At 68.3% G+C, this 24,423-nt stretch carries 24 protein-coding genes; 7 read left to right on the top strand and 17 right to left on the bottom strand.

Going from position 1 to position 24,423, the window contains the following annotated elements; all coding sequences use genetic code 11:
• Window positions 1-12: 12 nt before the first annotated feature.
• Window positions 13-651, top strand: coding sequence for an endonuclease III (nth, locus tag ACOQOP_RS18160; protein ID WP_420563222.1), 639 nt, complete (start codon window positions 13-15; stop codon window positions 649-651).
• A gap of 15 nt (window positions 652-666) precedes the next feature.
• Here the strand turns inward: nth and ACOQOP_RS18155 are convergent, their stop codons facing one another.
• From ACOQOP_RS18155 to ACOQOP_RS18145, 3 genes are all read right to left on the bottom strand, one after another.
• Window positions 667-1,122, bottom strand: a complete 456-nt coding sequence (locus ACOQOP_RS18155) for a hypothetical protein (protein ID WP_420563221.1) — start codon at window positions 1,120-1,122, stop codon at window positions 667-669.
• A gap of 7 nt (window positions 1,123-1,129) precedes the next feature.
• Entirely contained in the window at window positions 1,130-1,576 is a 447-nt protein-coding gene (locus ACOQOP_RS18150; RefSeq protein WP_420563220.1) for a bactofilin family protein, read from the bottom strand.
• Window positions 1,577-1,866: 290 nt separating this feature from the next.
• Entirely contained in the window at window positions 1,867-2,541 is a 675-nt protein-coding gene (locus ACOQOP_RS18145) for an EI24 domain-containing protein (RefSeq protein WP_420563219.1), read from the bottom strand.
• A 202-nt stretch (window positions 2,542-2,743) separates the two neighbouring features.
• On the opposite strand from ACOQOP_RS18145, the gene ACOQOP_RS18140 reads away from it, so the two are divergent.
• The gene (locus ACOQOP_RS18140) at window positions 2,744-3,733 is read left to right on the top strand and encodes an adenosine kinase (protein WP_420563218.1); all 990 of its coding nucleotides are present in this window, start codon (window positions 2,744-2,746) and stop codon (window positions 3,731-3,733) included.
• Window positions 3,734-3,737: 4 nt separating this feature from the next.
• On the opposite strand, the gene ACOQOP_RS18135 is transcribed toward ACOQOP_RS18140, so the two are convergent.
• The 9 genes from ACOQOP_RS18135 to ACOQOP_RS18095 form a co-directional block, all read right to left on the bottom strand.
• Window positions 3,738-5,075 carry an AmpG family muropeptide MFS transporter gene (locus ACOQOP_RS18135; protein WP_420563217.1) on the bottom strand — a complete coding sequence of 446 codons (1,338 nt, stop codon included), beginning with the start codon at window positions 5,073-5,075 and terminating at the stop codon, window positions 3,738-3,740.
• A 77-nt stretch (window positions 5,076-5,152) separates the two neighbouring features.
• A complete protein-coding gene (gene phoB / locus ACOQOP_RS18130) occupies window positions 5,153-5,848 on the bottom strand; it encodes a phosphate regulon transcriptional regulator PhoB (protein WP_420563216.1) in 696 nt (231 codons plus the stop codon).
• Between the two features lie 18 nt (window positions 5,849-5,866).
• A complete protein-coding gene (gene phoU, locus ACOQOP_RS18125) occupies window positions 5,867-6,595 on the bottom strand; it encodes a phosphate signaling complex protein PhoU (protein ID WP_420563215.1) in 729 nt (242 codons plus the stop codon).
• 68 nt (window positions 6,596-6,663) lie between these two features.
• Window positions 6,664-7,494, bottom strand: a complete 831-nt coding sequence (gene pstB / locus ACOQOP_RS18120) for a phosphate ABC transporter ATP-binding protein PstB (protein WP_420563214.1) — start codon at window positions 7,492-7,494, stop codon at window positions 6,664-6,666.
• A gap of 12 nt (window positions 7,495-7,506) precedes the next feature.
• The gene (gene pstA, locus ACOQOP_RS18115; protein WP_420563213.1) at window positions 7,507-8,853 is read right to left on the bottom strand and encodes a phosphate ABC transporter permease PstA; all 1,347 of its coding nucleotides are present in this window, start codon (window positions 8,851-8,853) and stop codon (window positions 7,507-7,509) included.
• Window positions 8,846-10,231: a phosphate ABC transporter permease subunit PstC gene (pstC, locus tag ACOQOP_RS18110; protein ID WP_420563212.1), complete on the bottom strand. Its 1,386-nt coding sequence runs from the start codon at window positions 10,229-10,231 to the stop codon at window positions 8,846-8,848. The genes pstA and pstC overlap by 8 nt, the downstream gene beginning before the upstream one ends.
• A gap of 205 nt (window positions 10,232-10,436) precedes the next feature.
• Entirely contained in the window at window positions 10,437-11,474 is a 1,038-nt protein-coding gene (locus ACOQOP_RS18105) for a PstS family phosphate ABC transporter substrate-binding protein (protein WP_420563211.1), read from the bottom strand.
• A gap of 195 nt (window positions 11,475-11,669) precedes the next feature.
• On the bottom strand, window positions 11,670-13,193 hold the full coding sequence (locus ACOQOP_RS18100; RefSeq protein ID WP_420563210.1) for an ATP-binding protein: 1,524 nt from the start codon (window positions 13,191-13,193) through the stop codon (window positions 11,670-11,672).
• Between the two features lie 62 nt (window positions 13,194-13,255).
• Entirely contained in the window at window positions 13,256-15,523 is a 2,268-nt protein-coding gene (locus ACOQOP_RS18095; protein ID WP_420563209.1) for an NADP-dependent malic enzyme, read from the bottom strand.
• Window positions 15,524-15,861: 338 nt separating this feature from the next.
• Here ACOQOP_RS18095 and mutS point away from each other — a divergent pair, with 338 nt between their 5' ends.
• Window positions 15,862-18,483, top strand: a complete 2,622-nt coding sequence (gene mutS / locus ACOQOP_RS18090; protein ID WP_420566546.1) for a DNA mismatch repair protein MutS — start codon at window positions 15,862-15,864, stop codon at window positions 18,481-18,483.
• Here mutS and ACOQOP_RS18085 read toward each other — a convergent pair.
• Complete coding sequence (locus ACOQOP_RS18085) at window positions 18,464-19,057, bottom strand: TetR/AcrR family transcriptional regulator (protein WP_420563208.1); 594 nt, start codon at window positions 19,055-19,057, stop codon at window positions 18,464-18,466. The two genes, mutS and ACOQOP_RS18085, sit on opposite strands and share 20 nt — an antisense overlap.
• 71 nt (window positions 19,058-19,128) lie before the next feature.
• On the opposite strand from ACOQOP_RS18085, the gene ACOQOP_RS18080 reads away from it, so the two are divergent.
• Window positions 19,129-19,554: a VOC family protein gene (locus ACOQOP_RS18080; RefSeq protein WP_420563207.1), complete on the top strand. Its 426-nt coding sequence runs from the start codon at window positions 19,129-19,131 to the stop codon at window positions 19,552-19,554.
• A gap of 36 nt (window positions 19,555-19,590) precedes the next feature.
• Window positions 19,591-19,794 carry a hypothetical protein gene (locus ACOQOP_RS18075; RefSeq protein ID WP_420563206.1) on the top strand — a complete coding sequence of 68 codons (204 nt, stop codon included), beginning with the start codon at window positions 19,591-19,593 and terminating at the stop codon, window positions 19,792-19,794.
• Between the two features lie 2 nt (window positions 19,795-19,796).
• On the opposite strand, the gene ACOQOP_RS18070 is transcribed toward ACOQOP_RS18075, so the two are convergent.
• The 3 genes from ACOQOP_RS18070 to ACOQOP_RS18060 form a co-directional block, all read right to left on the bottom strand.
• Window positions 19,797-20,756, bottom strand: coding sequence for a dihydrodipicolinate synthase family protein (locus ACOQOP_RS18070; protein ID WP_420563205.1), 960 nt, complete (start codon window positions 20,754-20,756; stop codon window positions 19,797-19,799).
• Between the two features lie 82 nt (window positions 20,757-20,838).
• Window positions 20,839-21,195, bottom strand: coding sequence for a DUF1428 domain-containing protein (locus ACOQOP_RS18065; protein WP_420563204.1), 357 nt, complete (start codon window positions 21,193-21,195; stop codon window positions 20,839-20,841).
• Window positions 21,196-21,228: 33 nt separating this feature from the next.
• On the bottom strand, window positions 21,229-21,957 hold the full coding sequence (locus ACOQOP_RS18060; RefSeq protein ID WP_420563203.1) for a DUF899 domain-containing protein: 729 nt from the start codon (window positions 21,955-21,957) through the stop codon (window positions 21,229-21,231).
• A gap of 78 nt (window positions 21,958-22,035) precedes the next feature.
• Here ACOQOP_RS18060 and ACOQOP_RS18055 point away from each other — a divergent pair, with 78 nt between their 5' ends.
• Both ACOQOP_RS18055 and ACOQOP_RS18050 read left to right on the top strand, forming a co-directional pair.
• Window positions 22,036-22,476, top strand: a complete 441-nt coding sequence (locus ACOQOP_RS18055) for a MarR family winged helix-turn-helix transcriptional regulator (RefSeq protein ID WP_420563202.1) — start codon at window positions 22,036-22,038, stop codon at window positions 22,474-22,476.
• A 27-nt stretch (window positions 22,477-22,503) separates the two neighbouring features.
• Window positions 22,504-22,926 (top strand): VOC family protein, encoded by a 423-nt coding sequence (locus ACOQOP_RS18050; protein ID WP_420563201.1) that lies wholly within the window; start codon window positions 22,504-22,506, stop codon window positions 22,924-22,926.
• Window positions 22,927-23,185: 259 nt separating this feature from the next.
• Here ACOQOP_RS18050 and ACOQOP_RS18045 read toward each other — a convergent pair whose 3' ends face one another.
• On the bottom strand, window positions 23,186-24,394 hold the full coding sequence (locus ACOQOP_RS18045; RefSeq protein WP_420563200.1) for an NAD(P)/FAD-dependent oxidoreductase: 1,209 nt from the start codon (window positions 24,392-24,394) through the stop codon (window positions 23,186-23,188).
• Window positions 24,395-24,423 lie beyond the last annotated feature (29 nt).

Genomic DNA, 24,423 nt, shown 5'->3' with positions numbered 1-24,423 from the left:
ATGGCCCGCGCGATGACCAAAGCCCAGATCGAGACCTTCTTCGCCACGCTCCAGGCAGAGAATCCGGAGCCCCAGGGCGAGCTCGACTGGATCAACCCCTTCACCCTGCTGGTCGCCGTCGTACTCTCGGCCCAGGCGACGGATATCGGCGTCAACAAGGCGATGAAGAAGCTGTTCCCGGTCGCCGACACGCCGGAGAAGATGCTGGCGCTGGGCGAGGCCGGGGTGAAGGAGCACATCAAGACGATCGGCCTGTTCAACGCCAAGGCCAAGAACGTCATCGCGCTTTGCGAACAGCTGATCGCGAAGCACGGCAGCGCGGTGCCGCGCGACCGCGAGGCGCTGGAGGCCCTGCCGGGCGTCGGCCGCAAGACCGCCAACGTTGTGCTGAACATCGCCTTCGGGGAGCCGACCATCGCCGTCGACACCCATCTGTTCCGGGTCGCCAACCGCACCGGCCTCGCCGCCGGCAAGACGCCGCTGGCGGTGGAGAAGGCGCTGCTGAAGAAGGTTCCGCCGGCCTATCTGCGGCACGCCCATCACTGGCTGATCCTGCACGGCCGCTACATCTGCAAGGCGCGCAAGCCCCGCTGTCCGGACTGCAAGGTCGCGGCGGTCTGCAACTTCAAGGATAAGACGGCCGCGGCCTGACGCAGCCGGCCCGGCTCAGCTCTCCGCCTCGACCGTGTGCTGCTTCCACAGCTCGTCGAGGCAGCCCTGCATGTCGGCCGCACGCGGGCCGTGGATGGTGCGGGCCTCCATATGGACCAGCGCCGGGCCGATCTCGGAGCGGTACCAGAACAGATCCATCACGCAGGTGCGGGCGGTGTACTGCCAGACCGTGGCGCCGCCGTCCTGGCGCACGAAGGCCGGCCGGCCGATCAGCCGCTCGACCCCGGTCGGATCCAGGGCGCGCAGGGACCGCTCGTCCCGCAGGGCGACCGGCCGCGGCCGCATGGTCCGCCCGGTCGCCGCCGGGACCGGTGCGGCGCCGCGGGCCACCGACGTCGCGGCCAGGGCCGGCGACGCGGTCGGCGCCGGCGTTGTCGTTGCGCATCCGGAAAGGAAGACCGCGCCCGTCAGGGCAAGGGCGCAGAGGCGGCGCCCGGCGACAGGATCCATTCGCAGATCACTCTTCGGTCAGGGGGCTGATATCGCCCTTGATCACGCCGCCAAGCTCGACTTCCAGCTTGGTGAACCGAACCTTGCCCTCGAGCACCCCGGTGGCCTTCACCGTCAGGGTGCCGCGGACCGACAGCTCGCCCTCGAAGCGGCCGGCTATGATCGCTTCTTCTATCGTCACCTTGCCCTTGTACAGCCCGGTCTCGGTGACCTCGAGGGACTGGCTGTGCTCCAGGGTAGCCTGGACGGTGCCTTCCACCACCAGGGAGTCGCAGGCCGTGATCTCGCCGGAGAGCGAGATGTCCTTGCCGACCAGGAGGCGCTTGCTCTCCTCGTTGCCGCGCGGCGCGTTCGGACGGCGCGGCGGCGCGCCGGGAATGTCGGCGGCGGAGCGGCGAGGAATCTCGGGCACGAAGCCCTGGCCGGGGGAACGCGGGGGGGTCGAAGCGGACATGGCCGAACCTTTCGAGTCGGAAGCGGCGGACGAGGGGGAGGTGGTCGAGGCGTCCGGACGCACGGTGTCGGAGTCCGGCGACCCCGACACGCTGTCCGCGCGCTCAGACAGGCTGCCGAGGGGGGTGGATATCGCGTTGTCGTCGGTGCCGGAGCCGGGCTTCTGCGATACGCCCGCATCCATTACCGGTTCGACATTTCCGTCTCGCGGCATTTCGGATGCTCTGCGACGCCGGAACATGGCTGATCTCCTAACTGAGCGCTTTCGGCTAAGCGGTTGCCCCGCCGATATTATCGCGGAACGGTTCGGCGCCGCAACCGTTCATGTTCGTGGACGGCAAAAGCGGTTGCCACCACGGGAGTTGTGAGGTTCAGCACCGGGATGGTGGAGAGGGCCGCGATCAGCACACCCCCCAGAAAGATCGATGTCCGATTCGCGTTCCGGAACGCCCGCATGGACATCCGGTCGAGGGTCCGCTGCCCCACCATCTCGGCGTATTCCCGGCCCAGCAGGTAGCCGTTGAGCCCGTAGAACACGATCAGGTTCAGGCCCGGCAGCACGAAATACAGCGGCAGGGCCAGGATGTTCAGTCCGATCGACAGGAAGGCGAAGCGCAGACCGTCGCCCAGCACCTCGCCCAGGGGCACCTCCCGCGGCTGCGGCGCGTCCGGATAGTGGACCGACATGACCGCATCGGCCACCCGGTCGGCGAACAGTCCGCTGACCAGCTGAACCGAGCCGGGAAAGAAGATCAGGGCGAAGATGAACGTGCCGACCGCCCCAAGCCAGACCAGCAGGCTGTCCAGCCACTCGGTCCCGGTCTGGGCCAGGGCGTTCAGCCCGTAGCCGACGCCGATGGTGAGGGCGACGATGAGCGCGAGGCTGGCGCCGATCGACAGGATCAGCACCGTCCGAAGGCGGGGATCGCCGAGCTGACCCAGGGTCAGGGATATGGATGTGAACATCGCCGTCTCGCTTGGCCGTCTCGGATGGATACGTCGCCCCGGCGCTTGAAACCACGAAGCCGCCCGCTATTCAAGGGCGCAGCACGGCCGGTGACGCCGGATCCCCGCAAACAGGCCGGGGTTCCGATCGCCGGGGTTGATCGGTTCGGCCAGACCACTAGTGTGCTGGCGAGGCCGTTTCCAAGAACTCCTGGAGATTTGAATGACCAAGAGCCTGGATGTCGTCGCCATCGGCAACGCCATCGTCGACGTCATTTCCCGCTGCGACGACGCCTTCCTGGCGACGGAGAAGGTGGAGAAAGGCGCGATGACCCTGATCGACGCCGAGCGGTCGGAATCCCTCTACGCCGCCATGGGGCCGGGCGTGGAGATGTCCGGCGGCTCGGCCGGCAACACCGCCGCCGGCCTGGCCGCCCTGGGCAGCCGCACCGGCTATATCGGCAAGGTCCGCGATGACGGGCTGGGCAAGGTGTTCCGCCACGACATCACCGCCCAGGGCGTGCGCTTCGACACGCCGGCCGCGCCGGACGGCCCGCCGACCGCGCGCTGCCTGGTGCTGGTGACGCCGGATGCCCAGCGGTCCATGAGCACCTTTCTCGGCGCCTGCGTGAACCTGACCCCGGACGACATCTCCGAGGAGCTGATCGCCGATGCCGAGGTGGTCTACCTGGAGGGCTATCTCTGGGACCAGCCCGAGGCGAAGAAGGCCTTCATCAAGGCGGCCGAGATCGCCCACCGCGCCGGCGGCAAGGTCGCCCTGTCCCTGTCGGACTCGTTCTGCGTCGACCGGCACCGGGCCGACTTCAAGGAACTGGTGAAGCACCATGTGGACATCCTCTTCGCCAACGAGGCGGAGTCCCTGTCCCTGTTCGAGACCGACAGGTTCGACGACGTGCTTCAGGCGGTTCGTTTCGAGGTCGAGACGGCGGCCCTGACCCGCAGCGAGAAGGGCGCGGTCGTGGTCCATCGCGACGAGGTCCATGTGCTCGACGCCGAGCCGGTCGACCGGGTGGTGGACACCACGGGTGCCGGCGACCTCTATGCCGCCGGCTTCCTGCACGGCTATACCGCCGGCAAGGACATCGTGACCTGCGGGCGGATGGGGGCGATCTGCGCCTCGGAGATCATCAGCCATGTGGGGGCCCGACCCGAGGCCGACCTGAAGAAGCTGGTCGCCGAAAAGCTCGGCTGAGCCCTTACGACGAACGCGCGCCGGATCCGGGCTTGGCCGGGTCCGGCAGCACCCACATCAGCACCAGCAGCAGCGGCAGGCCCAGCAGGGCGAGGCCGGCGGTGATGGTGAAGAACAGCGCCCAGTCCCCGCCCAGACTGTCGACGATCACCCCGGCCGACGACGCGAACCAGATCCGCGCCAGGTTGCCCAGCGAGTTCAGCAGGGCGTACTGGGTGGCGGAGAAGGCCGTGTTGCAGAGCCCGGCGAGATAGGCGACGAAGGCGACGGTCGCCAGGCCGCCGGTGAAGTTGTCGGCGATCACCGCGAGGGCGAAGACCTCCATGTCCTGCCCCGCGCTGGCGAGATACGCATAGGCGAGGTTGGTCGCCGCGGCGGCGAGCCCGCCGGCCAGCAGGGCGCGGAACACCCCGGCCATGCGCACCAGGATGCCGCCGGCGAAGACGCCCAGGCAGACCGCGGCCAGGCCGAACACCTTGGTCACGTCGGCGATCTGGGTCAGCTCGAAGCCCAGCTCCCGGTAGAACACGAAGGACATGCGGCCGAGCAGGGCATCGCCGAACTTGAACACGAAGACGAAGACCAGGATCAGCAGCCACCAGTCGCGGCGCATGAACTCGGTGAACGGGTCGATCAGCGCCTGGCGCAGCCAGACCGCCGCCCGCTGGGTCGCCGGCGCGTCGCGGTCCGACACGCTTTCGGGCAGCGGGTCGCGCGGCTCCGGTTCGGGCGCCAGCAGGGTGGCGGCCACGGCGATCAGCAGGGTGCAGGCGAGGATCAGGTAGGTAGCGTTCCAGCCCAGGCTGGCGGCGAGGTAGAGCCCGCCCGCGCCGCCGACCAGGGTGCCGCCCAGATGCCAGCCCCAGATCGCCACGGCCGACCCCGCCCCGAACTCGTCGGGCTTCAGGATGTCGACCCGGTAGGCGTCGATCACGATGTCCTGGGTCGCCGAGACGAAGGCGACGAAGACGCAGGCCAGGGCCACCAGGGAGACATCGGCGGTCGGGTCGGTCAGGCCGAGGAAGGCGATGGCCACGATCAGCAGGAGCTGGGTCAGCAGGGCCCAGCCGCGACGCCGGCCAAGCCGGTCGGTCAGTCCGGGCAGCCGCATCCGGTCGACCAGCGGCGCCCACAGGAAGTTGATGGCATAGGCGGTGGTGGCGAGGCTGAACAGGCCGACGCTGGAGCGCGAGAAGCCGGCATCGGTCAGCCAGATCGACAGGTTGGAATAGACCAGCGGCGCCGGCAGCCCGGAGGCGAAGCCGAAGACGAGGATGATCAGCATCCGGCGGTCGAGATAGACCCGGATGCCGTCGGTCCAGGAGGTGCGTTCAGCCGCCATACCGATCAGGTATCTGAGTCGCCGCGGCTTGCACAGTCACAATACGCGCAAGGCGCGCGGCGAGCCCGGTGCGGCGATCAGGCCGCGGCGTTGGCGTCGAGCGCGTAGCCGGCCGAGCGCACCGTGCGGATCATGTCGTCGTCATTGTCGCTGTTCAGCGCCTTGCGCAGGCGGCGGATATGGACGTCGACCGTGCGCGGCTCGACATAGACGTCCGGACCCCAGACCGTGTCGAGCAGCTGCTCGCGCGAGAACACCCGGCCCGGATGCTCCAGGAAATGGCGCAGCAGGCGGAACTCGGTCGGCCCGAGATGGATGTCGCGCTCGCTGCGCTTCACCCGGTGGGCGGCCAGGTCCATGGTCAGGTCGGCGAAGCGCAGGATCTCGTCCTCGGTGGACGGCCGCGCCCGGCGCATCACCGCGCGGACCCGGGCGATCAGCTCGGCCGGGCTGAACGGCTTGGTGATGTAGTCGTCGGCACCCGAGTTCAGGCCGCGGATCCGGTCGCCTTCCTCGCCGCGGGCGGTGAGCATGATGATCGGGATGTTCTTCAGGTCCGGCGCGCGGCGCAGGCGGCGGCAGGCCTCGATGCCCGAGAGCAGGGGCAGCATCCAGTCCAGCAGGATCAGGTCGGGACGGCGTTCCGCGGCGACCAGCATGGCTTCCTCGCCGTCGCCCGCGTCGATGACGCGGAAGCCTTCGCGTTCCAAATTGTAGCGCAGCAGGGTGACGATCGGCGCTTCATCCTCGACGATCAGGATCAGTGGTTTCATGGGCTGGGTCACTCGCTATCACGATCCATCGGAAAGCTCCTCCGGCTTGACGACGGCGAAGCTGCTGTTGTCCCCCTTCGGCCGGGTGCCCTGCAGGCGGCGGCCGGTCTCCTCGAAATAGACGGTCTCCGCGATGTTGGTCGCGTGATCGCCGATCCGCTCGATGTTCTTGGCGACGAAGAGCAGATGCGCGCAGGCGGTGATGTTGCGCGGATCCTCCATCATGTAGGTCAACAGCTCCCGGAACAGGCTGGTGTACATCTGGTCGATCTCTTCGTCGCGCTGCCAGGCCACCATGGCCCGCTCGACGTCGCGCTGGTTATAGGCGTCCAGCACGTCGGTGATGATCCGGTGGGTCAGCCGGCCCATGCGGGCGATGCCGTTGATCGGCCCGACCTCCGGCAGCTGGGACAGGGCCGAGGCGCGCTTGGCCACGTTGGTGGCGTAGTCGCCCATGCGCTCCAGGTCGTGGGAGATCTTCAGGGCCGACAGGATCTGGCGCAGGTCGTGGGCCACCGGCTGGCGCAGGGCCAGCATGCGCAGGGTCAGCGCCTCGACCTGGTCCTCCAGGTCGTCGATGTCCTTGTCGGCCTCAATGCAGCGGCCGGCCAGCGCGTCGTCGCGCTTGGCGATTGCCTGGACGGCGTTGGCGAGCTGGGCTTCCACCAGCCCGCCCATGCGGGAAATGGCCGACCGCAGGCCGTCCAGTTCCTCGTCGAAGGAGGAAACGATATGGCTGTCGGACATGATTCAGACCTCCGGATGCAAATGAGGATGCGCGGGCCGTCCGCCGGCCCGCATCGACGTCCTGAAGCCTAACCGAAACGCCCGGTGATGTACCCTTGGGTCCGGCTGTCGACGGGGTTGGTGAAGATCGCCTCGGTCTCTCCGACCTCCACCAGGTCGCCCAGGTGGAAGAAGGCGGTGCGCTGGGAGACGCGGGCGGCCTGCTGCATGGAGTGGGTGACGATCACGATCGTGAAGTTCTCCCGCAATTCGTCGATCAGCTCCTCGATGCGGGCCGTGGCGATCGGGTCGAGGGCCGAGCAGGGCTCGTCCATCAGGATCACCTCCGGGTTCACCGCGATCGCCCGGGCGATGCACAGGCGCTGCTGCTGGCCGCCGGACAGGCCGGTGCCCGGCTGGTCGAGGCGGTCGCTGACCTCCTTCCACAGGCCGGCGCGCTCCAGGCTCTTCTGCACGATCTCGTCCAGCTCGGCCTTGCCGTGGGCGATGCCGTGGATGCGCGGGCCGTAGGCGATGTTGTCGTAGATCGACTTCGGGAACGGGTTCGGCTTCTGGAACACCATGCCGACCCGGGCCCGCAGCTGCACCACGTCCAGGGACGGGTCGTAGATGTCGTGCTCGTCCAGGGCGATCTTGCCGGTCACCCGGCAGATGTCGATGACGTCGTTCATGCGGTTCAGGCACCGCAGGAAGGTGGATTTGCCGCAGCCGGACGGGCCGATCAGGGCGGTGACCTCGTTCTGGTAGACGTTCAGGTCCACATGCTTCAGCGCATGCTTCTCGCCGTAATAGACGTTGACGTCACGCGACTCGATCTTGGTGTAGCGGTTGGCCAATTGTTCGGCGCTCGGTGATTTGGATGCGACGTCGACATCCGGCGTCGTCAGGGATGTATTCATCTGTATATCTCCTTACCACCGCCGCTCGAAGCGCTTGCGCAACAGGACGGCGACCGCATTCATCAGAACCAGGAAGCCGAGCAGGACCATGATCGCCGCCGAGGTCCGCTCCACGAACGCACGCTCGGGGCTGTCCGCCCAGATATAGACCTGAACCGGCAGCACCGTGGCCGGATCGGTGAAGGATTGCGGGATGTCGACGATGAAGGCGACCATGCCGATCATCAGCAGCGGCGCCGTCTCGCCCAGGGCCTGGGCCATGCCGATGATCGTGCCGGTCAGGATGCCGGGCATCGCCAGGGGCAGCACGTGGTGGGTCACCACCTGCAGCCGGGAGGCGCCGAGGCCCAGGGCCGCCTCGCGGATCGAGGGCGGCACCGCCTTCAGGGCCGAGCGGGCGGCGATGATGATGGTCGGCAGGGTCATCAGCGCCAGGACCAGGCCGCCGGCCAGGGGGGCCGAGCGCGGCAGGCCGAAGAAGTTCAGGAACACCGCCAGGCCGAGCAGGCCGAACACGATCGAAGGGACGGCCGCCAGGTTGTTGATGTTCACCTCGATGATGTCGGTGAACCGGTTCTTCGGCGCGAATTCCTCCAGATAGGCGGCCGCCATGACGCCGACCGGGAAGGACACCAGCAGGGTGACGGTCAGGGTCAGGATCGAGCCGATCAGGGCGCCGTAGATGCCGGCCTCCTCGGGCTCGCGGCTGTCGCCGGTGGTGAAGAAGTCCACGTTGAACACCGCGTTCACCCGGCCTTCGGAGTCGAGCTGGTCGTACCAGCCGATCTCCTTGTCCTTCACTCGCCGGTCGCCTTCCGGCAGGTCCCGGTCGATGAAGCCCTTGGCGAAGGTGTCCATGTCGTCGGACATCTTGATCGCCACCGTCTGGGTGGTGCCGATCAGCGAGGGGTCGTTCAGCACCATGTCCCGCAGCCGCAGATCGGCGTTCGGCGAGACCAGGCCGTAGAGCATGCGCCGGTCGCGCCGATCCTCGGCCGCGTCGGGGAACGCGCGCTTCAGGGCGTCGCGCACCAGTTCCAGATAGTTGGCGCGCTGCAGCGTCTCCTGCTCGACCGGGCCGCCATCGGGGTTCAGCACCTCGGCGCTGAACACGATGTCCAGGGCGACCTCGTGCTGCCAGAAGGCCGAGTAGCCCTTGGACACGATGCTGCCGAGCAGGATCAGCAGGATCACGCCGGCCGCGGCCACGCTGGCGATGCCGAGGAGGCGGAACCGCCGCTCGCGGGCATAGCGCTTGGCGAGATGGGCGCCGCGGAAATCCGGCCGACGGATCGCCTGGCCCGGTGGCGTTGAGCCCGGGGGAGTCGAGCCCGGGGCAGTCGAGATCGTATCAGTCATACTTCTCTCGGTATTTGCGGACCACGCTGAGCGCGATCACGTTGAGGGCAAGCGTGATGAAGAACAGCACCAGGCCCAGGGCAAAGGCGGAGAGGGTCTTGGCGCTGTCGAATTCCTGGTCGCCGACCAGCAGGGTGACGATCTGCACCGTGACGGTGGTGACCGCCTCCAGCGGGTTGACGGTCAGGTTGGCGGCCAGACCGGCGGCCATGACCACGATCATGGTCTCGCCGATGGCGCGGCTGATGGCCAGCAGCAGGGCGCCGACGATGCCGGGCAGGGCGGCCGGCACGATGACCGAACGGATCGTCTCGGACTTGGTCGCGCCGAGGCCGTAGGAGCCGTCGCGCAGGGATTGCGGCACGGCGTTGATCACGTCGTCCGACAGAGAGGACACGAAGGGGATGATCATGATCCCCATGACCACGCCGGCGGCCAGCGCGCTTTCCGAGGAGACGTCGAGGCCGATGCTCTCGCCGACATTGCGGAAGGCCGGGGCGACGGTCAGGGCGGCGAAGAACCCGTAGACCACCGTCGGGATGCCGGCCAGGACCTCCAGCATCGGCTTGGCGAAGGCGCGGAACCGCGGGTCGGCGTATTCGGCCATGTAGATCGCCGACATCAGGCCGATGGGTGCCGCGACCAGCATGGCGATGAAGGTGATCAGCAGGGTGCCGACGAAGAGCGGCACCGCCCCGAAGGCGCCGGAGGAGCCGACCTGGTCGGCGCGCAGCGCGGTCTGCGGGCTCCAGTTCAGGCCGAACAGGAACTCGTAGAACGGCACCTGGGTGAAGAACAGGAAGCTCTCGAACAGCAGCGACATCACGATCCCGACCGTGGTCAGGATGGCGATCAGCGAGCTGATGACCAGGATGACGTTGATGACCTTCTCGACGGAGTTCCGGGCCCGCAGGGTCGGGCTGATCCGGTTGCGGGCGTAGGCCAGGCCGCCGGCGCCGACGCCGAAGGCGGCGATGATCATCAGGATGAAGCTGGTCTGACTCAGGCTGTTGAGCTGGGCCGCGGCCTCGACGATCGCCGGCTCGTCGGCCCGGGCCGAGATGTTGCCGGTGGCGGTGTTGCGGATGTCGTTCAGCAGCAGGCCATATTCGGAGGCGGACAGGCCCTGGGTCATGCTGGCCGGCAGGCCGCCCATGACGACGCCGTTGATGATGTAGGGCTGCACGATCAGCCAGACCGCCAGCAGGATCAGCGAGGGCAGGCCGATCCAGAGTGCCGTGTAGGAGCCGTAGTAGCTGGGGAGCGAGTGGAGATCCTTCGGCATCCCGCCGGCGGTCATCACCGCGCGGGCGCGACCCATGGTGTAGCCGACGGCGGCGAAGCCGAGCAGCGCGAGAACCACGATGAAAGTCTGCATTGATCCCGGCTCCCTGAGAGCGTCTCGGTCCGGCGCGGCGCCGGCGGTGGATAAAGGGTCTAACGAAAGGGTGTTTCGAAAATATTGGCGGGTCGGTCGAAATCCGATGCGCCGAGGATTTTGTTCTGAAGGGTCTTGGTCGAAAGGCTTGGGGGAAGAAGGAAGCGGCCGACCCGAGGGTCGGCCGCTGGATGAACGCTCTGGATCAGAGGCTCAGATTGGTGAGGTTCTCACCCGCGGTGCGGTACTTCTCGAGATCCGCCTCCGGCAGCGGGATCAGGCCCTTGTCGGTCAGATAGCCTTCCTGACCGGCGGCCTTCTCGCTGGTGAACTCGGCCACGTATTCCTTCATGCCCGGGATCACGCCGACATGGGCGTTCTTCATGTAGAAGAACAGCGAGCGGGAGACCGGGTAGGAGCCGTCGGCGATGGCGTCGAAGGTCGGGGCGTTGCCCTCGATGACCGAGCCATGGACCTTGTCGGCGTTCTGGTCGAGGAAGGAGAAGCCGAAGATGCCCAGCGCGGCCGGGTTGGCTTCCAGCTTCTGGACGATCAGGTTGTCGTTCTCGCCGGCTTCGATGAACTTGCCGTCCTCACGCATGGAGCCGAAGACCTGCTTGAACTTCTTGCTGTCGGACTTGGCCAGATCCTTCAGGAACGGGATCTCCTCGGCACCAACTTCCATCACCAGCTCGACGAAGGCGTCGCGGGTGCCGGAGGTCGGCGGCGGGCCCAGCACCTCGATCTCGGTGTCCGGCAGGTCCGGATTGATCTCGGACCACTTGGTGTACGGGTTGGCGACCAGCTTGCCGTCGACCGGAACTTCCTTGGCCAGGGCCAGGAAGATGTCCTTGCGGCTGAGCTGGTAGGTCTCGGCGGCCTTGGAGTTGGCCAGGACGATGCCGTCGAAGCCGATCTTGATCTCGGTGATGTCGGTCACGCCGTTGGAGGCGCAGAGCTCGACCTCGGACTTCTTGATCCGACGCGAAGCGTTGGTGAAGTCCGGATGCTCGGTGCCGACACCCTGGCAGAACAGCTTCAGGCCGCCGCCGGAGCCGGTGGACTCGATCACCGGAGTCTTGAAGCCGGTCGTCTTACCGAAGTTCTCCGCGACCACGGTCGAGAACGGGAACACGGTCGACGAGCCGACGATGCGAATTTGATCACGGGCCTCGGCCTGGGCCGTCATGGCGACGACGCCGAGCGCGGCGATGGCGACCGCCTTGCCGAACGAGAAAGTCATGAGAGTCCTCCAGTCTTTCGCTTGGGAGGTTGCGTTTCCGCCGTCGACGTCAGGAAGGGATCAGCGCGATCTGGCCGCGCCGTACTTCCCCCGCGTTGGCTGAGCCGACAAGTACCGGTCGGATGGAAACCTTTTAAGACAGGTCTGTGAAACTTTGATTACAGAGGCGGCTGCAATTAATCCGTCACGAAATATTCACGCAGCGGTAATCGCCCGGGGTCCCGCGCGGTCGTCCGGTTGGGCCGAACTTTCGGCGGCCCCGCCATTGGCCGGCGCCTTGGGCAGGAAGACGGTGACCGTCGTACCCTCGCCCCGGGTGGACTCGATGGTGAGCGCGCCGCGGTGGCGTCCAACGATGTGTTTGACGATCGCCAGGCCGAGCCCGGTGCCCCCGAGTTCTCGCGAGCGGGCGGTGTCGACCCGGTAGAACCGCTCGGTCAGCCGCGGGATGTGGCCGGCGTCGATCCCTTCGCCCCGGTCGCGGACGCTGATCGCGATGGCGCCGTCGCGCTTGCCCGGATAGGCGGCCGGCACCTTCTCGGCGGGCTTGGCCGAGACCTCGACGATGGTCCCGCTGCGGCCGTACTTGATGGCGTTGTCCATCAGGTTCTGCAGCACCTGGGTCAGCTCGTCGGATTCGCCGAATACGGGCGGCAGATTGTCGGCGATGTCGAGCGCCACCCGCATGTCCTTGCGCCGTGCCTCCAGATCCAGGGTCGCCTTCACCCCCTCCAGGATCGGCTTCAGCTCGATCTTCCGGGTCGGCGCGCTGTGTTCGTTGGTCTCGATCCGCGACAGGGACAGCAGGTCGTTCACCAGCCGGCTCATGCGGTGGGACTGCAGCCGCATGATCTCCAGGAACCGGTCGCGGGCGTCGTCGTCGTCGCGGGCCGGGCCCTGCAGGGTCTCGATGAAGCCCATCAGGGTGGACAGCGGCGTGCGCAGCTCGTGGCTGACATTGGCGACGAAATCGACCCGCATCTGCTCCGAGCGCCGCACGGCGGTCAGGTCGACGAACAGCAGCAGCGCGGCCTTCTGCAGGTCGCTGCCCTCGGGCAGGGTCTCCACCTGCACGGTGAAGGTCCGTTCCGTCGGGGCGGCGATCTCGAACTCCACGGTGGCGGTCGCCTTGCCTGCCTGGGCGTCGCGCACGGCGGCGAGCACGGCCGGATGGCGGATCACCGCCGACAGGTCCCGGCCCTCGATATGCTGGCCGAACTGCTGCTGGGCCGCCCGGTTGGCGCTGACGATCCGCGACCGGCCGTCGACCAGCAGCAGCGGATCGGGGATCGCCTGGATCACCCGCCTGGGGGTCTCGGCCAGCCGGTGGGCGGCCTTCATCCAGGTGGAGACCTGCCGGTCCGCCCGCTCCAGCGACAAGGCCAGTTCGGCGGCCGGCCCGGTGTCGCCGATCTGCGAGATCGCGCCGCGGCGATCAGCCAGGGCCGTGTCCAGGTCGGCGGCCTGGGCCCGGTCGTCCAGGTGCTGGCGCAGGATCATCAGCTCGCGCAGGTGCCGCCGCACGATCAGGATCAGCGCCAGATAGGTCGCCGCGGTCGAGATCGCAGCCGCCGCCATGCCGAGCTCGCCCATTGCCGCCAGGCCGACGAAGAGCAGTCCGGGGACGAGGGCCAGCAGGCCCGCCATGCGCCACACCGTGCTCCAGGCCGGGGCCGCCATCGGGCGGCGCTCATCAATCGTCGTGCGGACCTCCGCCATGTCTCCTCCGATGCCCCACCGGCATCATCCGGGCCGGCGGTGCGGCCTGCGCCGCCCTGCCGTTACCCGATCGTCGCTTCGTGTGCCGCGATCGCCGCCGCATTCACGATATCGGTCACGCTGGCGCCCATCTGGACGATCTGCGCCGGCTTCTCCAGGCCCATCAGCATCGGGCCGATCACCGATCCGCCGGCGAAGCGCTGGAGGATCTTGTAGGAGATGTTGGCCGAATGCAGCGCCGGCATGATCAGCACGTTGGCCGGGCCGGACAGGCGGCAGAACGGGTAGAGCCGCCGCACCTCCGGATCCAGCGCCACGTCGGCCGACATCTCGCCGTCGTATTCGAAGTCCAGGTCGCGGCCGTCCAGGATGTCCACCGCCTCGCGGATCCGCAGGGCCTTCTCACGCATCGGGTTGCCGAAATTGGAGAAGGACAGCAGCGCCACCCGCGGCTCGTGCCCGAAGGCCCGGGCCACCGCCGCCGTCTGGCAGGTGATGTCGGCGAGCTGGGCCGGCTCCGGCAGCTCGTGCACGTTGGTGTCGGCGATGAAGATCGTGCGGCCGCGCACGATCACCATCGTGACCGCCATGAGCAGTTCGTTCGGCTTGCAGTCGATCACCCGGGTCACGTCGTCGGCGGACACGCCAAAGCTTCGGGTCAGGCCCGTGACCATGCCGTCCGCATCCCCCATCGCCACCATGCAGGCGGCGAAGATGTTGCGGTCCTGGTTGACCATCCGCTGGCAGTCCCGATGCATCGCGCCCTTCCTCTGAAGACGCTTATACAGAAACTCTATGTACTTTTCGTTGAACGCCGACACTTTGGCGTTCTGGATCTCCAGGGTCTCCGCCCCGGCGATGCCCATGTCCTCGATCTTGCGCTTGATGCGGTCCTCGCGGCCGATGAGGATCGCGTGGCCGTAGCCGCCGGCCTGGAACGACAGGGCGGCGCGGATCGTCTTCTCCTCCTCGCCCTCGGCGAAGACCACCCGCTTGTTCGACTTGCGGATGCGGTCGAGGATGTTCTGCAGGCTGGCCGCCGTCGGGTCGAGCCGGGCGCTCAGCTCGGCCCGGTAGGCGTCCATGTCCTCGATGCGCTTGCGGGCGACGCCGGTATCCATCGCCGCCTGGGCGACCGCGGCCGACACATGGACGATCAGGCGCGGATCGAACGGGGCCGGGATGATGTAGTCGCGGCCGAACTTCAGCCGGCGCCCGGAATAGGCGGCGTCCACCTCGTCCGGCACGTCCTCGCGCGCCAGCTCCGCCAGCGCGTGGGCGGCGGCGATCTTCATGTCCTGATTGATCTCCGAGGCGCGCACGTCCAGGGCGCCGCGGAAGATGTAGGGGAAGCCCAGGACGTTGTTCACCTGGTTCGGGTAGTCGGAGCGGCCGGTCGCCATGATGGCGTCGTCGCGCACCGAGGCCACGTCCTCCGGGGTGATCTCCGGATCCGGGTTGGCCATGGCGAAGATGATCGGGTTGGCGGCCATGGACTTCACCATGTCCTTGGTCACCGCCCCCTTGGCCGACAGGCCGAAGAAGGCGTCCGCGCCGTTCAGCGCCTCGGCCAGGGTGCGGGCGTCGGTGACGGCGGCATGGGCCGACTTCCACTGGTTCATGCCCTGCTCGCGGCCCTGATAGACCACGCCGCGGGTGTCGCAGATGATGATGTTGTTGTGCGGCATGCCCATGGCCTTGAGCAGCTCCACACCGGCGATCGAGGCCGCCCCGGCGCCGTTGACCACCAGCTTGGTGGTCTTCAGGTCGCGGCCGGTCAGGTGCATGGCGTTGATCAGGCCGGCGGCGGAGATGATCGCCGTACCGTGCTGGTCGTCGTGGAACACCGGGATGTCGAGCAGTTCCTTCAGCCGCTGCTCGATGATGAAGCATTCCGGCGCCTTGATGTCCTCCAGGTTGATGCCGCCGAAGCTGGGGCCGAGATAGCGCACGCAGTTGATGAACTCGTCGACGTCCTGGGTGTCGACCTCCAGGTCGATGCCGTCCACATCGGCGAAGCGCTTGAACAGGACCGCCTTGCCCTCCATCACCGGCTTCGACGCCAGCGCGCCGATATTGCCGAGGCCGAGCACGGCGGTGCCGTTGGAGATCACCGCCACCACGTTGCCGCGCGAGGTGTAGTCATAGGCGGTGTTCGGGTCCTTCTCGATCTCCAGGCAGGGCACCGCCACGCCGGGCGAATAGGCCAGCGACAGCTCCCGCTGGGTGGTCAGCGGCTTGGTCGGCGTGATCTCGATCTTCCCGGGGCGGCCGGTCGAATGGAACAGCAGCGCTTCGTTCTCGGCGTCGGTCCGATTGTCGGTGTCCATGATTTTTCTGTTCGCTCCCTGAACCCGTGCCGGCCTCGGTGAACCCGAATCGGCGCTTGCGGCGGTGGCTCCGCCCTCTTTCGTCCGAATCGACGTTAACGTCGCCGGGGGGACGGGGGAAGAGCCCTCAGGAAAAACAGTTTGTTATCTGGGCCTTCCGAGGCTGGCCCGGTCGTACTCCCGTCCTTGGGAGACGCGTGATAGGGTCGCCGCTTTCCTTCAGCCTCCGGAGCCCGACCCCAGCCGTGTCCGCCGAGCCGACCTCTGCCGAGACCGCCCCTGTCGAGACTGCCGATCCCGACGCCCTGCTGCAGGCCCGCGCCGAGGGTGCGACGCCCATGTTCCAGCAGTATTTCGAGGTCAAGCGCGCCCATCCGGACGCGCTGCTGTTCTACCGCATGGGGGATTTCTACGAGCTGTTCTTCGAGGATGCGGTCGCCGCCGCCCGGGCGCTGGACATTACGCTGACGCAACGAGGCCAGCACCAGGGCGACCCGATCCCGATGTGCGGGGTGCCCCATCACAGCTCGGAGGGCTATCTCGCCCGGCTGATCCGCCAGGGTTTCCGGGTCGCGGTGTGCGAGCAGACCGAGGATCCGGCCGAGGCCAAGAAACGCGGCGGAAAGGCGGTGGTCCGCCGCGAGGTGATCCGGGTGGTCACGCCCGGCACCCTGACCGAGGACACCCTGCTCGACGCCCGCCGGCCGAACTACCTCGCGGCGCTGGCCGAGGCCGGCGGGTCCTTCGGCCTCGCCTGGGTCGACCTCTCGACCGGCGATTTCCAGACCCAGCCGGTCGATCCGCGCGGGCTGGAGGCGGCGCTCGCCCGGCTCGCCCCCTCGGAGCTGATCCTGTCGGAGAAACTGTATGGCGACCCCGCCCTGGAGGCGGGCCTGGCGGAGGTGCGGGCGATCAGCCATCCGATGCCCGGCGCTCGGTTCGACAGCGAGAACGGACGGCGGCGCCTGGAAACAGCCTATGGGGTGACCGCGCTGGACGCCTTCGGCGCCTTCTCCCGGCCCGAACTGGCCGCCGCCGGCGCCATCGTCGACTACCTGGACCTGACCCAGAAGGGCAAACGGCCGCGGCTGGCCGCCATCCGGCGCTGGTCTCCAGGCGGGGTGATGGAGATCGACGCCGCCACCCGGCGCAACCTGGAACTGACCCGCACCCTGTCGGGCGAGCGGCGGGGCAGCCTGCTCGCCACCATCGACCGCACCCTGACCGGGGCGGGCGCCCGGCTGCTGGTCGCCCGGCTGTCGGCGCCGCTGACCGATCCGGGGGAGATCGACGCAAGGCTGGACGGCGTGTCCTTCTTCCTGGAGGCGGAGCGGGCGCGCCAGGACCTGCGGGCGATCCTGAGCCGCATCCCCGATATCGACCGGGCCCTGTCGCGGCTGGCGCTGGACCGCGGCGGACCGCGCGACCTGGCGGCGATCCGCGACGCCCTGGCGGAGACAGGGCCGATCCGTGCGGCGATCGCCCGCGCCCCGCTCTCCACCCCGCCGGCCGCCATCGCCCGCGATCTCGACGACCTGGGCGAGCATTCCGGCCTGGTCGACCTGCTGGGCCGGGCGCTCGCGGCCGAACTTCCCCTGCTGGCCCGCGACGGCGGGCTGGTCGCGCCGGGCTACGCGCCGGAACTGGACCGGCTGCGCGGGCTGCGCGACGAGAGCCGGCGGATGATCGCCGCCCTGCAGGCGAAATACGCTCGCGAGACCGGGGTGGCGGCCCTGAAGGTCAAGCACAACAACGTGCTGGGCTATTTCATCGAGGTCTCGGCCAATAACGGCGACAAGGTGATGGGCCGCGACGGCTTCATCCACCGCCAGACCATGGCCAATGCGGTGCGGTTCACCACCGTGGAGCTGGGCGAGCTGGAAAAGGAGCTGTCCAGCGCGGCCGACAAGGCGCTGGCGGTCGAGCTGGAGGTCTTCGCCGACCTGATCGGCAAGGTGCTGGAGGTGGCCGACACCATCGCCATCGCGGCTGCCGCGCTCGCCCGGCTCGACGTGTCGGCCGCCCTGGCCGATCTCGCCGCCGCCCGCGACTGGTGCCGGCCGGTGGTGGATGATGGGCTCGGCTTCGAGGTCACCGCCGGCCGCCACCCGGTGGTGGAGGCGAGCCTGCCGGACGGGCCGGGCGCCTTCGTCGCCAATGGCTGTACCCTGGTGCCCGAGGACCGGGTCTGGCTGGTCACCGGTCCCAACATGGCCGGTAAGTCCACCTTCCTGCGGCAGAACGCGTTGATCGCTGTGCTGGCGCAGATCGGCTCCTTCGTGCCGGCGACTTCCTGCCGGATCGGCGTGGTCGACCGGCTGTTCAGCCGGGTGGGTGCGGCCGACGACCTGGCCCGCGGCCGCTCCACCTTCATGGTCGAGATGGTGGAGACCGCCGCCATCCTGAACCAGGCGGGCGAGCGGGCGCTGGTGATCCTGGACGAGATCGGCCGGGGCACCGCCACCTTCGACGGCCTCTCCATCGCCTGGGCCACGGTGGAGCACCTGCATGAGAGCAACCGCTGCCGCGCCCTCTTCGCCACCCACTATCACGAACTGACGGTGCTGGCCGACCGGCTGTCGGCGCTGACCTGCCACACCATGGCGGTGAAGGAGTGGAAGGACGACATCGTCTTCCTGCACGAGGTGGTCGCCGGTGCGGCCGACCGCTCCTACGGCATCCATGTGGCCAAGCTGGCCGGCCTGCCGGCGGCGGTGATCGGCCGGGCGGAGGAGGTTCTGGACCGGCTGGAGAAAGGCGAGCAGGGCAAGGCCGCGACCACCCTGATCGACGACCTGCCGCTGTTCAGCATGCTCGCCAAGCCGAAGGCGTCGTCCGCCGAAGCGTCAGGCCCGAGCCCGGTGGACGAGGCCCTGAAGGGCCTGAACCCCGACGAGATGACGCCCCGCGAGGCGCTCGACGCGCTGTATGCGCTGAAGGCTAAGGCCGGCTCGTCCTGAGGATGGCGTCGATCAGCCGGGTGATGGCGGTGCAGTAGGCGGCCGGGTCGGCGCCGCCGGCGATGGCCAGGGCCGCCCGGTCGAAGGCGGCGGACAGGCAGTCGGCCAGGGCGTCGAGTTCCGCCGGATCGACCCGCCGCATCGCTTCCGACAGACCCTGGCGCAGGGTGCCGCCGCCGGTGCTGCGGTCGAGCTCGGCCATCGCGTGCGGCCCGAGCACGGCGGGACCGTCCAGCAGCAGCAGGCGGGCGCGGCCGGGCTCGGTCATCGCCGCGAAGTAGGTGCCGGTCCCCTCGATCAGCGCCTTGCGGGGGGAGGCGGCATGGGTGGTCGCCTGGTCGATCGCCTCGGCGACGGCCTGCGCCTCGGCGGCAACCACGGCGCGGAACAGGTCGGCCTTGTCGGCGAAGTGGTGGTAGAGCGCGCCCCGTGTCACCTGGGCCGCCGCCACGATCTCCGGCGTGCCGGTCTCGGCATACCCCTTCTCGACGAACAGTGCCCGGGCGGCGGCGATCAGGGCCGCCCTGGTGGCGGCGCTGCGCGCCTCGTTGGTCCGGCGTCCAGTCTGTTGCATACATACAGCCTGTATGTTAATTGGTCACTTTACATGCAGAGTGTATGTTTTTTGCAGGAGGTGCGAAAGCCATGAAGTGCAGCCAGTTCTATCCGGTGATCATGACCGACCGGGTGGCGCAGACCGCGCGGTTCTACTGCGACCATTTCCGGTTTGCGCCGAAATTCGAGAGCGACTGGTACGTCCACCTTCAGTCCAGCGAGGACGAGGGCGTGAACATCGCGATCCTGGCCGGCGACCACGAGACCGTCCCGGAAGCGGGGCGCGGCCGTGTGTCGGGCCTGCTGATCAATTTCGAGGTCGAGGACGTGGATGCCGAGTTCGCCCGGGCGGAGAAGGCCGGACTGCCGATCCTGCTGCCACTGCGTGACGAGCCCTTCGGCCAGCGCCATTTCATCACCCAGGACCCGGCCGGCGTGCTGATCGACATCATCACCCCGATCCCGCCGAGCGCGGAGTTCCTGGCGCAGTACGCAGAGGATGCGGTGCCGGCGTGAGTGCGGGCCGACCGCTCCATATGATAGGATGTCATCATGCGGACCGATCAGCGCAGTCCAGTGTTGGCGTATCTCCGACGGATCGACACCAAGCTCGATCTGCTGCGGGATGAGATGCCTGAGGTCAAGCAAGGCCTCACCGGCGTGGAGACTGCGCTAGCGGGCGTCCACCTTAGCCTGGATCGTCTGGATGTGGCGCTGGAACGCTTGGAACACCATCCGGCCCTCGCCGACGCCTGACCTCACGCCACCTTCGAATACACCGTCTCTCCCGTCAGCCCAGCCGCGTCCATGGCGGCAGCGATCCTGTCGATCTCGGCATCGCTCAGCTTGACCAGCGGCGGGCGGACGTAGGCTGCATCCATCCGGCCGAGATGGACAAGCGCTTCCTTCATGCGGTTGTGCATGTCGAGGAAGGGTGGGTCGTAGAAGGCGCATGTGGTCGGATAGATCCGGTCGGCCAGCCGCCGCGCCTCCTCCAGATCGCCGGCCTGGACCGCTCGGAACAGGGCGACCTGCAGCGCGGCGATCACGCTGCCGGCCCCCGACAGCAGCCCGTCGCAGCCCAGCACCAGGGACGACAGCAGCCAGGAGGAATGGGTCGACAGCACGCTCACCCGACGCGGCAGGGCATGGAGCTCGCGGATCTGGCGCTCGTGCTGCTTGGCGTCGTTGCACCAGTCCTTGATGGCCACCACCGTGTCGATCTCCCGGCAGATCCGCACCAGCGTCTCCACCGGATAGCCCAGCGTGGATGCCGGATACTGGAACAGGATCAGCGGCAGGTCGGTCGCCGCGCGGATCGTGGCGAAATGGGCGAGCGCCATTTCCGGGCGCATCGCCCCGCCGGAGAGCAGGGTGTTAGAGGGGAAGACCAGCAGGGCACTGGCCCCGTCGCGCTCGGCCCGCCGGGCGATGGAGGCGGCCAGGTGCGAGCCGTCGCTGTACACGCCGTGCACCACCGGCAGCTTGCCGCCCACCTCCTCCATGGTGATCGCCATCACCCGTTCCTGTTCCGAAACGGTACAGGTGGCGACCTCGCTGGCATGGGCGTTGACGGTGATCGCGCTGATCCCCTCCACCGAGGCGACGTCGTTCAGGTGGCGGCGGTAGCCGCTCTCGTCGATCTCCAGGTCGGCGGTGAAGGGCAGCAGGCAGGCGGGGATCACGCCCCTCGGCGCGAAGGGCAGCGGCGCGGCCATGGTCTCCTCCCGGGAGTCGTTTTTTGGTTGAGAGGAAGTCTAGGCCTGCCGCCGTTTCCGCGAAAGATGCGGAATCGGGTTCCTAGGCGCGCACGTCGACGATCGGCTGGAATCCGCCGAAGATCATCCGCTTGCCGTCGAAGGGCGGCTTGTCCTCGCCGCCCATGGCCGGGTGCTCCATGATCTTGGCCATCCCGGCGTCGCGGACCTCCTTGGACGGCCAGACGATCCAAGAGAAGACGACCGTCTCGTCCTCGGCGATCTGCACCGCCATGGGGAAGGAGGTCACCTTGCCCTCGGGCACGTCGTCGCCCCAGCACTCCATGACATGCAGCGCGCCATACTCAAGGAAGACCGGCGCCAGGTCGGCCGCCATCTTGCGGAAGGCCTCCTTGTTGGCGGTCGGCACGGGAATGACGAACCCATCGACGTAACTCACGGCATACTCTCCTCAGGATCAGGGCGGGTGTTGCTAGTCGGCGGCGTGGCAGCACGCCTTGGCGGACGCGGTCTCGTATTCGTCATGCAGCCGCAGCCAGCTCATGACGCCCTCGCCCTCGTTGCGGCCCTTGGGTGCCAGGTCGAGAAAGGCGAAGGGCGTGAACATCAGCTCGGTGCCGCGGGAATAGGTCGAATAGGTGTGGAACACCGCCCCGTCGTCGCCGCGGGCGAAGACGCTGTAGCCCGGCAGGTCGGTATGGGCGTAGGGGGTGGTGCCGTAGTTGTAGGACACCGTCCCCGCCGCGATCTGCTCCGGCGTGAAGGCGGTGCCGTAGTCGTGGTTGAAGCTGTTGCCGCCGCAGGACACCCAGCGGAAGGTCCAGCCGAGGCGCTTGCGGGCCGCCTCGATCTCGGCGACCGGCGCCCGCGACACGGCGGCGTAGGACAGGTCGGCCTGCTCGAAATGTTGGCGGGCGGCGTCCGCCATGTCGGCGGCACCGGCGCAGCCGTCGCAGATCGGCCCGCCCGGCGGCAGCATGAAATGCTGGACCACGAGCTGGCTGCGGCCGTCGAACAGGTCCGCCAGGGTCGCGGTCCCCTCCGGCGAGTCAAAGACATACTCCTCCTCGACCCGCACCCAGGGCAGCGCGCGGCGTTCCGCGCTCACCGCGTCGCGCAGGTGGGTCGCCTCCCGCTCCCGGGCAAGCAGGGCGCGGCGCGCCTTCAGCCATTCTTCTCTCGAAACGATCTTCGGTTCCATCGGATCCTCCCGTCTGGGGCGATGGGAGCGGATGCTGGTTGACTAATACGTTGATGTCAACATAATTGACTCATGACCATGCGTGACGACCTTCCGATCGAGGTGACCCTCGAAGTGCGCGACCGCTGCGTGTGCCTGCATCTGCAGCGCGCCGCCCGGGCGGTGGCGCGGCGTTTCGACGAGGTTCTGCGCCCCTTCGGCCTGACCAACGGACAGTTCTCCCTGCTGATGTCCCTGAACCGGCCGTCCCCGCCAAGGATCGGCGATCTGGTGTCGCTGCTGGCCATGGATCGCACCACGCTGACCGCGGCCTTCAAGCCGCTGGAGCGGCGCGGGCTGGTCCGGGTGCTGGTCGACCCGGCGGACAAACGCGGCCGGCGGATCGAGATCACGGACGCCGGACGGGACGCGCTGGCCGCCGCCCTGCCGGTCTGGCGCCGCACCCATGACGAGGTCGACGCGCTGGTCGCCTCCCGCAACCTGGAGGGTCTGCGGGCCGATCTGATGTCGCTTTCCTGACTGCCCCCCCAACCAAAGGACCCAATCATGCAATCGAACCCCTATCTCACCTTCGCCGGCGACTGTGCGGAGGCCTTCGCCCACTACGCCGAGGTTCTCGGCGGCACGATCAACGACGTTCTGCGGTACGGCGAGGCGCCGGACTGCGACTGGGTGACCGACGACTGGCGGAACAAGGTCATGCACAGCATGTTCACCGCACCGGGCCTGGTGCTGATGGGCTCCGACGCGCCGCCGCAGATGTACGAGAAGCCCCAGGGCATCTCCGTGGCGCTGCATGTCGACAGCGACGCCGAGGCCACCCGCATCTACGAGGCCTTCAGGCAGGGCGGCACGGTGTCGATGGAGCTGCAGGAGACGTTCTGGGCCAGCCGGTTCGCCATGCTGGTCGACCGGTTCGGCATCCGCTGGATCATCAACTGCGGCAAGCCGGAGGCTGCCCCGGCCTGAGGGCTTCGCGCGTAGCGGCCCGGGCGGAAACCCCGGTCCGGGCGAAGACCCCGGGCCGGCGCCGACCGGTCAAACCGCGAACCGGGGAAGCCCGCGGGAGGGATGATGACGGCCGGGCGCCGGCCCGGGGCTTCGGCGAGGCACGGTGAGTCGGTCCCGGCTCTGCCCACGCCGCAAAGGTGGGCCCGGCCTCCCCAAGAAATCAATCCGCTATGGGAACGGTGTCACAACCTGTCACAACATCCGCCAGGTGCTGCGGTCACACCACGTTGCGCTCCTTGAGCGGGCGGCCCTCCAGGATCCGCTCGATCCCGAAGCGGGTGAGGTCGATGGTGCGGAAGCCGCCGGCGGTGATCAGCTCGCTGACCGCCCGTCCGGCCGCCGGCGACTGCTGCAGCCCGTGGCCGGAGAAGCCGGTGGCGAAGATCAGGTTGCCGATCTCCGGATGCCGGCCGATCACCGCGTTCTGGTCGAGGGCGTTGTAGTCGTAGGGCCCCGCCCAGGCGCCGGTCAGCTTCACCGCCTCGAAGGCCGGGATCCGCTCGGCCAGGGCCGGCCAGACCACCTCCTCCCACCAGCGCCAGTCGACCTCGATCTCCCAGCTCTCCGGATCGTCCTCCTCCGGCGGGGAGATGCCGCAGACATAGCCCGCCCCCTCCGGCCGCACGAAGACGCCGGTCGTGCCGATGGTCAGCGGCAGGGGCGGTCCTTCCAGCGGGTCGCGGCAGGCGATCTGGTAGACCGTGCGGATGCGCGGCCCCACCGGCAGGTCGATGCCGACCAGCCCGGCGACCTTGCCGGAATTCGCACCCGAGGCGACCACCAGGGTGCCGCAGGCGATGGACGTGCCGTCGGCCAGCCTCGCCCGCTCGACCCCGGCCGCACCCCGCTCGATCGCCGTGACCTCGCCGGTGAGGTAGGTGACGCCGAGCGACCGCGCCTTGCGCTTGAGGGCCTGGAGCAAGGTGTTGGGGTCGATCCAGCCCTCGCCGCGCTCGCCGAAGGTGGCGGCCGCCACCCCGTCGGTGTTGATATAGGGGAAGCGCCGGGCCAGCGCGTCGGTCTCCAGCCAGGAGATCGCGGCCCCGGCGCCGGTCTGCACCGCGTGGTTCTCCGCCAGGATGTCCCGACCCTCCGGCGGGGCGAGAAACAGGTAGCCGTTCTCCACGAAGGTCAGGTCCGGCCGTTCGCCCTCCACCTCCAGCAGGTCGGCCGCCGCGGCGACGAACTCCCGGGCATAGAGGCCGATCTCCACGTTTTCGCGGATGGAGAACTGCTGGCGGATGCCGCCGACGGAGAGCGGGGTGGAGGCGCGGGCATAGGTCGGATCGCGCTCGACCACGACGATCCGCCCCTTGAAGTCCGGCGATGCGGCCAGAAAATAAGCCGTAGCGGACCCGACGGCCCCGCCGCCCACGATCACCACATCTGCCACCATAGGGGCCTGTCCGCCCTGCGTCCCGCTCATGCATCGCTCCCTTGCCTGGTCCGTGTCGG

The sequence above is a fragment of the Thalassobaculum sp. genome, assembly GCF_965223715.1.
Classification (GTDB): Bacteria; Pseudomonadota; Alphaproteobacteria; order Thalassobaculales; family Thalassobaculaceae; genus Thalassobaculum.
The sequence above is the reverse complement of the archived record's forward strand: the minus strand, read 5'-3'. Positions and strand labels throughout refer to the sequence as shown.